This window comes from Bacteroidales bacterium (assembly GCA_031275285.1).
In the GTDB taxonomy this organism is placed as follows: domain Bacteria; phylum Bacteroidota; class Bacteroidia; order Bacteroidales; family UBA4181; genus JAIRLS01.
Genome location: JAISOY010000182.1, coordinates 1 through 8,716, shown reverse-complemented (window position 1 = coordinate 8,716; position 8,716 = coordinate 1). Strand labels below are relative to the sequence as shown.

The following is an 8,716-nucleotide window of genomic DNA, read 5'->3' as shown; positions in this document are numbered from 1 at the left end:
TACGATCATTTCGGCACTAAAAATATTCAAACGCATGGTTTTGATACAAAAATAAGAAATAAAAACAGATAAAAAGTATTCCGCAAAAAGCTACCGGAATCCACTTTCTGACTTTATGAACAATCCGACTTATTCAAATGAAACCGTATATTTGTCCGGTAAATGAAAATAGTAACAAAACAATAGGTGACAAGCATATGAATACTTCAATCGATCAGAAACTCCAGGCATTGGCAGAGAGTGATTATAAACTATTCAACGAAAGGATCATACCCACTAATTATGAAATAATGGGTATCCGTATGCCTGCATTGAAAAAACTGGCGAAAGAATTATCCACTGGTCCGCAAATAGAAACTTATCTGGAAAATGCTGTATATGACAAATACGAACACATTCTGCTGTATGGATTGGTGCTGGGACAACTAAATAAGCCTTCATTGGAGATGTTGTTCCGTTATCTGGATCCGTTGATCCTGAAATTCGATAATTGGGCACATGTGGATACGATCATTTCGGCACTAAAAATATTCAAAAAATATCCGGAGGAAGCGCTGACTCATTTCCTGCCGCTCAAGACGCATGAAGGAGAATTTACGAAACGTGTGTTTGTTATTTTCCTGATGGACTATTACATGGATGAAAAGCATATAGACCATGCATTGAAGCATATGTCGGAGGTGCCTCAGGGACAGTATTACGTGGATATGGCAATTGCATGGGCCATCAGCTATGGACTGATCAAATTCTATGATAAGACCGTATCTAAGCTGGAACAAATGGTTTTCTCACAATTTGTCCATAATAAAGCCATTCAGAAGGCTCGGGAAAGTTTCCGGATCACACCGGAAGTGAAAGAACATTTGAATGGGATGAAAATAAAATAAGAAGAAAAACAATATCGCTTTTTTATTCCTGTCCTCTTTGCGAAAGGAGAGGAGGATACCCCATCCATGTCAACACTGACCAAAAGATAGATCATGGATGAGGTAATCGTCTAATACTACATGATCTCTCTCTGTATCTGGATCTTTTGTTCCCTTCTGCTTTGTGTAACCATTGAAACTGTGTATTGGAAGCACGAAAAGAGCAACCAAGGCCATATACCTCATTATTTCTGGGGTTGAATCAGCGACCAGTGGTTGTGAATAATTTTCCACTGATCATCGGCATTTAACTGAAACACTTCGGTACAATTCCATTTCCATATATCGTTTCCTACATGCGAAAATAAATGATAGGAGAGTACGGCTGTTTGTCCTGATAATTGGACAACAGGGTCGATCATTTCATATTTGTCTACATTTACCTTTCCCCGAATAGTTTCATAAAGTACTTTCATTTTTTCTAACCCATTAATTCTTCTTTCCTGGATCGGGTCAAAATAGGTAATATCGGAGGCGTAAATATCCAGATATCCCGATGGATTGCCTTTATTCCATTCTTCCAGTGCGGTTTTCTCCATTTCAATAATGCTGGCTTTCAATTTTTCGTTTTCCATATTCATTCTGATTATTGGGTTGATAATACGCAAAAATAGGACAGTTTGTCTGCTCGAATAGAACACAAACAAAGGAGAAAATAACACTTTTCAATGTTTTGTGTTTTCACGGTATTGGAGAGGTGTCACACCAGTGTGTTTGCGGAAAAAGCGGATGAAGTAGGAAGTATTGTCAAAATTGAGTTGTTCCGCAATTTCAGAAACGGTAAGGTGGGTATAGACCAGCATTCTTTTGGCCTCAGAGAGTATCCTGTTTTGAAGGTAAAGTTTGGCATTGATCCCTATGCTTTTCTTCACCACTTCATTCAGGTAATTGGGGGTGATGCATAATTTATCCGCATAATATCGTGTATCGTGATTTCTATTATAATATTTATTCACAAGTGAAATGAATGCATCGACATGTCGGTTTGACATTCTTTCTGAAGTATCGGCGAATTTATTCTGTTCCTTATATTCCCGGTTCAACAGTATTAGCATCTCATAGAGCAAAGCCCTCAACAGATGCTTGTCTTTTGATGTATCATGGTTTATCTCGGCAATAATATTCCGGAGTAGATAATCGATCCGTGTTTGGAGGGTCCCGGTGTTTATTTTATCTGAAATCTTCTGTGGGCTGAAAAATGCGAGGTGCTGTAAAAATAGCGGATCATTGAAAAAGGAAAGAAGGAATTCCTCTTCAAAAATAAGTGCATAGCCGTTCAGTTGGTGGTTTTCCTCCCATACCCGTATCGCACCGGGTATCGAAAAAATAACATCGCCCGGTCGCACCGCATACTTTTTATGGTCGATGCTGACACAGCCGGTACCCTCTTCGATAAAGGTAATATCAAAATAAGAAAGGGTATGGACAGGATGAATTTCAACATATTTTTTGATGTAATTTAAACTGACCACATCGATCAGGAGTTCTTCCCCGTATTTAGTTTTATAAAAATCGTATCGTGGAATGGATTTCATCATCAGGATACCTGCATATAATTTAAAATACCGGATCAAAAATAGTATCATTTTAATTAACCTATATCTTTGTACAGGTTAATTTTACCCTATGATATCCAACGATACCCGGCAGGAATATATCAAAAAAATCAATACCACCCCACTTTACATTGATGAATAAAAAAGTGGTGCGGATAGATTTAAATACTCAGGGAATTTGAATGATGGTTTCTCCAGAATGAACCATCCATGCTACTTTGTGGGCGCATAACCATATACCTCTTTATAAGCCTTGGAAAAATGCGACAGGTTTTTGAATCCTACATCCACATAGACATCTTTTACTTTCTGGTTTTCAAATTTTATTTTTTCGTGTGCGGCTTCCAGTCTCTTTCTTATCAGCCATTTCTGTGGTGGAAGATGGCTTACTTTTTTGAAATCCCGTTTCAGGGTAGCCAGGCTTCGTCCGGTGAAAGTGGCGATGTCTTCCATAGTCAGGTCATACATATAGTTTTCGTTCAGGAAATCGAGGATGTCGATTTTCCAGGGTTCGGTAAAATCAAAGAGGGTGGAATAAAATCGGTTATCTATATTCAAAAGCGCATAAACGCCTTCCTGTAGTTTCAATTGCATGAATTCATCCCTGGGTTTTACCGATGGATCGAAATAAGGGGTCATTGATTGGAAGAGGCTGGTTATTTCGGGGGTATGCGGCAGCTTTACCACACTTTGGGTAATCTTGTCGGACTCTTTGGGAATACCTTTCTTTTCGAGTTGCTGATAAAAATTCCTCAGGAAATTTCGTTTGAACATCAGGAAAATACCCTTGTAGGATGCTCCGTCTTTGGCCTGTTTGGTCATCACCGTACGGACATCACGACGGATAAAAGCACATTCGTCTTTACCAATGACTGTTTTCTCACCCATATAATCGATAATCATTTCTCCTGAATACACATAAGTCAGGGAATGGGTGAGCTGCATCTTTGCACAGGTGGTATCATCCTTGAAATAATAACTGAAGAAGATATCGGAATAATTAAAAAATAACGATTCTTTATGTTGTTGTTCCATGGTGGTATTTTTTACAAATATAAGTTTTTTGAATACCTGATAGTCTTCATTCAGGCATTCATTGATTATTGGTTGACTTCAGCATATTCCTTGTCGTTGACAGGCGACATCCAGGTTACTGCACTGCCGTTTTGCACATTTGAAATGGCAATATGGACGAGTTTCGTATCTGCCGATGCTCCGTGCCAGTGTTCCACATCCTTAGGGATGACTACCACACTGCCTTTGGCCAGTTCCCTGGCAGGTTTGCCACGTTCCTGATAGAATCCGCGCCCTTCGGTGACAAGGAGCACCTGTCCGATGGGGTGGGTGTGCCAGTTGGTTTTACCGCCCGGCTCAAAAGTGACCTGTCCTACAGAGTAGAGCCCTTCTATCTCTTCTGGATTCACTAATCCTTGTACATATACTGTACCTGTGAACCAGTCGGACGATCCGGATGTTCCTTTAGGAAATATTGCCGTGTGTTGTTCTTTGGTTTCCATATTTTTGTTTTTTCGTTGGTTATTACATGATACAATACTCATACCTATCATCAGGAGGATACTAAGCTTTTTTATCATTGTTTATTGTTTATTGTTTATTGTTTCTGCTTTCGGTTACTTGTTTCAGGAGTTGGCGTCCTGTTTTTTCCTGTCCGGTATCTATGGCGGAACCGATCAGGGTCATTACTTCATCCAGTTGCTTTTCGGTAAGCCCTGTGTTCATACCCATATTGATATGTGATTGAAGCATCGGCTCTACGCCTTTCATTGCCGATAGAGCGGAGATGGTGACCAGTTCCCGTTCCTGGAAAGTCAGCACATCCCGTTCAAAAATATCGGCAAAAAGATGTTCTTTCAGGAACTGGTCAATGGCGGGGGCAAAAGCATTGGCACCTGTTATTTGCGTCTCGTGCCGTCCGGTTAACTTTTCAAGGTTTTCTTTGCCTCGTGCGTATTTATCCCTCGGATCGGTTATGGGAGAGGCGTCAGCGCCGGTTTCGTTGTGGATGCCTTTGGCTTTACGTTCATTCAATACTGTCATAAAAGTGTTGATACCCTGTAGGCTGCGTGGGAATCCCGTGTAGGCATAGAGATGCACTAGTATCTCTTTGATCTGGTTGACCGTTAATCCCACATCAAGTCCTTTACTCAGTCCGGTTTTTAATGCATCGGGATTACCTGCAGCCGTATGGGCGGCAATAACGACTATTGTCTGTTGCTTTTTATCCAGTGATTCCATATTCTTTGCATTTAAATGATGATTCATACCCAATAATACACTTATCAGTATGATGAATGTCTTCTTCATGATTGTTGGTTTATTGTTTCCTGCAAAATTAGAAGGTAGCCATCAGAATTATTTTGCTTGCAGGCTCAATTATTTTTGTCGTACAGCTCATTTTATCTTCTCGTTTTTATTGTATTTGTCAACATACAACATTCATCTATTCGTAGTTTTGCGAATAAAATGGAGAAATTGTCATATGGAACAGAGATTATATAGTCATTGTTGCCCGGATATAAGCTCTGGTGAAGTATAAGAAATAAAAAAAGATGAGTTGGTTTAAAAATCATTCCTTATGCCGTTTTCTAAGTAATACCCAACAATTAATGTCATATTTAATAAACATAATCAACTTATTCAATGTGACTTAAAAACAATAAATAACACTGAGATCTTAATTACATAATTTTATCTTTTTTATTTGTGCCGTACCGTCATTCAGGAATTTTACAGAAAGGTTTTTCATGGCACCTTTATAATGCGGTGAATCAGAAAGCCGTATGCGGTAAGTCCGGTTGGTTCCATCCGCCTGTATTTTTTTATTTATCAGAAAAGCATCTGTAACTGGGTATTTTGTTAATTTTTCCTGTCTTTCTTTTTCTGTGCTATGATTTCCTTCACTCCAATTCAGCCAATCTGTGCCATCGGATTTACCTACCGGTTGGATGATAATTTCGACATTTAATTCATGACCGGCTGTCAGGAATACTCCCTCAACTTCCAGATATGAAGCTCTTCCGGCTTCCCAGAAGGTAATAGGGCCCACCAGTTTTGCATTTTTTTCAAAAATAATGTCCAAGGCATTATTTAAAGGCCAGCCAGTATCCTTCATATGACCTTCATAAAACCAGCCATTGCGCGTATGGTTGAAAACCCATTCAATGTATGGATTGGTCTTCCGGTGTTTTTTTGCATAAATCCGGATATCTTCTATCGTTCCTAAGATGAAGGATGTCCGGTAAGTCCAGTTAATATTATGATCCAGTATCTGTCTCGCAGTAGGAGCGATGTGCCCGGTTTGAGCATCTTTTGTGCCACCATGTCCTTTGGCCGGGTCACCTCCATGGAAACCGGCATTGAACTCCATTACTTCCGGCTGGAATACACCAATACCTTTTCCCGAATCATCCACAAGGGCTACCCACTGTTCAGGCGTGTAAAAATGTACCCATGGCCAGCCTTTGTGGTCATTCTTATTGACAACAACAGTAACCGGTTTGTCCTGAAAAGGCTGATCACCCAGATATGTCACCAATTGATACCATTTCCCGTTGGTATATAATGCCGGCATTTCCTGGGTACAGGCCCTGTATTGGCTGCTATCCGGACGTTGGTTGTGAATGGTAGCCTCGATGGTAAATACATTATTATCCAGTGTATACAGGCACTCGAATTCGCATTCTCCTGCAATTCCCTTCCTATGTGGCCATTGCATGGGTATACAGCGTACGTACATAGATTGTTTTCCCCTGTATTCAAATTCAATCACCTTAGAACGGTTTCCTCCGGCATCTCCGGATTGTATCGGATTCCAGCCCAATCCCCGCCAATGAGGATCCGGCTCTTCTCCGTTAGGCCCTATATAGGGCCATGGACCACTGTAATAAGATAATTGTATCTGCCTTCCCCAGTCATAACTATTGATCATATTTTCTCCACCATTCGTTTGATCGGCCAGATAGGTGATGGCACCACCAAGGTCGATATCGATGCCCAATTTGATCCTTTCATTTTCAAGATACCTCATTGTTCCGGTTACCGGAACTTTATCTTTGCTGTATGATAAAACTGCCATTAATGATATCAGACAGGTAAGAAAGATATTTTTCCAAAGATAGGATATGGTTCTGATCATTATTTCTGTTTCTGTTTTGTTAAGCGGGATTCTACTATTTGTATGGTATTGTAAATGCTTGTCTTCCCATAGGTGAATCCGGGCAACACATCATCGGGTAAACGGGGGGCAAAGATAAAGTCATATCCGAAAGGTTCTTTTTTTGTCATATCAAAATATATTATAATGGTATTGTAAGAGGTTGTTAATGTTACTTCGTCAGGGTAAAGGCGTGAAAGAGCTGGGTAATCATATCTGACAATTAAAGTCTTCAAATCACTAACAGATTGCTCATTAAAGTTATTTTCCGAATATTTGATCAGATTTAGTTCTATGCATCCATGGTTATTGGACTCAATGATCAGGTACGGCCGATCGATCTTGAAGGAAGGTTTATCAGGTAATTGATCCATCTTCACTTGATTGATTAGGTTTATATGGGAGATTAACGGGCTTTCCCATATCACCTGTATATCCTTGTATGGATATTCCAGAGGAGAAGTTTCTTTTCCATTTTCATCCACATAGCCGGTTTTACCGTCCAACCAGACCTTTGCACCGGAATGACCGGGAGCCCGTTTAATACAGTCGTATTTAATCGGAATGACCACTTTTCCCATAATATTTATATAACCATACTTGTTGTTTGACATTACTTTTAGCAGGGTATCACCGGATTTCCATTCGATGTAGTCATATTCCGGAGGGATCCTTTCTTTCCCTGTGATATCCACATAACCATATTTCTTGTTCAAATTTACTTTTAACAGGCTATCTCCTGGTTTCCATTCGATATGGTGGTACTTTATAGGGATGACTTCTTCTCCGGTTTTATTAATATAACCGAATTTCCAGGTTAGTTTTACCCATGCCAGTCCTTTGGAAAAATCACCGACCGCGTCATATATTGCAGGAATTATCTCATTTCCTGCCTTATCAATAAAACCGAACTTTCGCTGTCGTGATTCACTTGTATATGCAATATTTGCTACCACTGCCATACCTTCTGAAAAATTACCGACCTGGTAATATTTTGTAGGAATTACCTCATTTCCTGTTTTGTCTATAAAACCATATTTATTACTTCTCGTTCTTACACGCGCCAATCCTTCTGAAAAATCATCGACAAAATTATAACTTGCGATTAAATGCCTGGGAATTAACATCTTTCCTGTTTGATCAATATAGCTATATTGATCGTTCATTTTTACCCATGCCAGCCCTTCGGAAAAATTACCTGCATTATCATATATTATAGGGATCACTTCTTCTCCTGTTTTGTCAATATAACCGGATTTACCATTGATTCTTACCCATGCCATCCCTTCGGAAAAGTCGCCGGCATTGTCATATTTTGCGGGAACAACTTCTTTTCCTGCTTGATCCACATAGCCATATTTTCCGGCTATATTTACCCGCCTCAAGCCTTCCGGGAATTCATATGGTTCCTGTGCATATCCGCTTATCCATATCAGAAAACCCATAAAAATCAGATTTGCCCTTTTCATTGTCAGTATTTTATCTTTTCCGAATTATATCATACATCACTTTCTCAGTCTGTTTGGGAGTTTAATCCTAAAGGAATAATATCTATTCATTTTCTGGTCATCAGCCACATAAAATAGAATAGTGTATTCACTTATTACACAAATGTATAAAAAGCCGAGAGGCGTTGCAAGCCTGCTTGCAAATATCCAAGGAGCATCTTATATTCTTCAAAGTTAGTAAAAAAGTCTTTCCACGTCAGGACAATTTCTATTGTTAGGGTAGATTCTATAGGTGTTTTTTGATAATACCATATATCTATTCATTTTATTTGTGGCTTGAATTTTGATCGGTTTCATCATATTTTACCACCGTTTGAACCAATGATGTTGTGAAGAAGAAACGTTTTTCATTGAAGAAAATACTAAAATGGGCAGGTCTGATCCTGCTTTTTCTGGCGGGATTTTCTATCCTTACTGTCATTGTGTACCGGTTTGTTAATCCGCCGGTAACGATCCTGATGATGAGCCGTTCCATGGATGGTATTAAGAAGCAGGCACCCAGGCAGTGGGTGTCGTTCGACCAGATGCCACAGGGTGTCATTGATGCTGTAG

General features: G+C 39.6%; 9 protein-coding genes. 2 read left to right on the top strand and 7 right to left on the bottom strand.

What is annotated here, in order from left to right; translation table 11 throughout:
• Window positions 1-137 precede the first annotated feature (137 nt).
• Window positions 138-887, top strand: coding sequence for a DNA alkylation repair protein (locus LBQ60_18055; protein MDR2039830.1), 750 nt, complete (start codon window positions 138-140; stop codon window positions 885-887).
• Window positions 888-1,111: 224 nt separating this feature from the next.
• On the opposite strand, the gene LBQ60_18050 is transcribed toward LBQ60_18055, so the two are convergent.
• The 7 genes from LBQ60_18050 to LBQ60_18020 form a co-directional block, all read right to left on the bottom strand.
• Window positions 1,112-1,501, bottom strand: a complete 390-nt coding sequence (locus tag LBQ60_18050) for a nuclear transport factor 2 family protein (GenBank protein MDR2039829.1) — start codon at window positions 1,499-1,501, stop codon at window positions 1,112-1,114.
• 90 nt (window positions 1,502-1,591) lie between these two features.
• Window positions 1,592-2,464 (bottom strand): AraC family transcriptional regulator, encoded by an 873-nt coding sequence (locus LBQ60_18045; protein MDR2039828.1) that lies wholly within the window; start codon window positions 2,462-2,464, stop codon window positions 1,592-1,594.
• 231 nt (window positions 2,465-2,695) lie between these two features.
• The gene (locus tag LBQ60_18040) at window positions 2,696-3,517 is read right to left on the bottom strand and encodes an AraC family transcriptional regulator (GenBank protein MDR2039827.1); all 822 of its coding nucleotides are present in this window, start codon (window positions 3,515-3,517) and stop codon (window positions 2,696-2,698) included.
• A gap of 65 nt (window positions 3,518-3,582) precedes the next feature.
• Window positions 3,583-4,077: a cupin domain-containing protein gene (locus tag LBQ60_18035; protein ID MDR2039826.1), complete on the bottom strand. Its 495-nt coding sequence runs from the start codon at window positions 4,075-4,077 to the stop codon at window positions 3,583-3,585.
• 10 nt (window positions 4,078-4,087) lie between these two features.
• Complete coding sequence (locus tag LBQ60_18030) at window positions 4,088-4,807, bottom strand: carboxymuconolactone decarboxylase family protein (protein ID MDR2039825.1); 720 nt, start codon at window positions 4,805-4,807, stop codon at window positions 4,088-4,090.
• A gap of 370 nt (window positions 4,808-5,177) precedes the next feature.
• Window positions 5,178-6,638: a hypothetical protein gene (locus LBQ60_18025; GenBank protein ID MDR2039824.1), complete on the bottom strand. Its 1,461-nt coding sequence runs from the start codon at window positions 6,636-6,638 to the stop codon at window positions 5,178-5,180.
• On the bottom strand, window positions 6,638-8,125 hold the full coding sequence (locus LBQ60_18020) for a WG repeat-containing protein (GenBank protein MDR2039823.1): 1,488 nt from the start codon (window positions 8,123-8,125) through the stop codon (window positions 6,638-6,640). The genes LBQ60_18025 and LBQ60_18020 overlap by 1 nt, the downstream gene beginning before the upstream one ends.
• Before the next feature lie 368 nt (window positions 8,126-8,493).
• Here LBQ60_18020 and LBQ60_18015 point away from each other — a divergent pair.
• On the top strand, window positions 8,494-8,716 hold a 223-nt coding region (locus tag LBQ60_18015), incomplete at its 3' end, for a hypothetical protein (GenBank protein ID MDR2039822.1).

Coding starts and splice junctions, on each gene's coding strand:
- LBQ60_18055 (MDR2039830.1), top strand. CDS start 138: ATGAAACCGTATATTTGTCCGGTAAATGAAAATAGTAACAAAACAATA.
- LBQ60_18050 (MDR2039829.1), bottom strand. CDS start 1,501: ATGGAAAACGAAAAATTGAAAGCCAGCATTATTGAAATGGAGAAAACC.
- LBQ60_18045 (MDR2039828.1), bottom strand. CDS start 2,464: ATGATGAAATCCATTCCACGATACGATTTTTATAAAACTAAATACGGG.
- LBQ60_18040 (MDR2039827.1), bottom strand. CDS start 3,517: ATGGAACAACAACATAAAGAATCGTTATTTTTTAATTATTCCGATATC.
- LBQ60_18035 (MDR2039826.1), bottom strand. CDS start 4,077: ATGATAAAAAAGCTTAGTATCCTCCTGATGATAGGTATGAGTATTGTA.
- LBQ60_18030 (MDR2039825.1), bottom strand. CDS start 4,807: ATGAAGAAGACATTCATCATACTGATAAGTGTATTATTGGGTATGAAT.
- LBQ60_18025 (MDR2039824.1), bottom strand. CDS start 6,638: ATGATCAGAACCATATCCTATCTTTGGAAAAATATCTTTCTTACCTGT.
- LBQ60_18020 (MDR2039823.1), bottom strand. CDS start 8,125: ATGAAAAGGGCAAATCTGATTTTTATGGGTTTTCTGATATGGATAAGC.